The sequence below is a fragment of the Paraburkholderia sp. BR14320 genome (assembly GCF_040948665.1).
Lineage (GTDB): Bacteria > Pseudomonadota > Gammaproteobacteria > Burkholderiales > Burkholderiaceae > Paraburkholderia > Paraburkholderia youngii.
Genome location: NZ_JBFPKG010000318.1, coordinates 1 through 304, shown reverse-complemented (window position 1 = coordinate 304; position 304 = coordinate 1). Strand labels below are relative to the sequence as shown.

Annotated in this window: 1 protein-coding gene; it reads left to right on the top strand. The window is 55.6% G+C overall.

Annotated features, from left to right (window positions below; translation table 11 throughout):
- On the top strand, positions 1-216 hold a 216-nt coding region (locus tag AB3X89_RS40480; protein WP_368588091.1), incomplete at its 5' end, for a hypothetical protein.
- Positions 217-304: the final 88 nt, after the last annotated feature.

The window sequence follows — 304 nt, the reverse complement described above, 5'->3', positions numbered from 1 at the left end:
GCAGCGCGAGGGCGTGATTATCGCGAACCTCGTGAATCTGTGGAACAGCTTCGGCAAGGCCGTTTGCGTCAAAAAGCTCTAGTTGCGTCCGCAACCAACTGCGGGCCTACCCTGCTGAACAAAGCCGTCCGTATGGATCAACGTATTCCGTATACGGGTTGCGAGTTCCGCTCGCTCGATCCCATGCATTGCCACTGCTTCTTAGTCCGCGAATAATGGTCTCGGCGGCCTCAGGGCCAGCCGCTCGCTTAACTCTCATTTTTGTAAATCGATCCATTCGCGAGTTATCGGCCGGGTTTTGAGC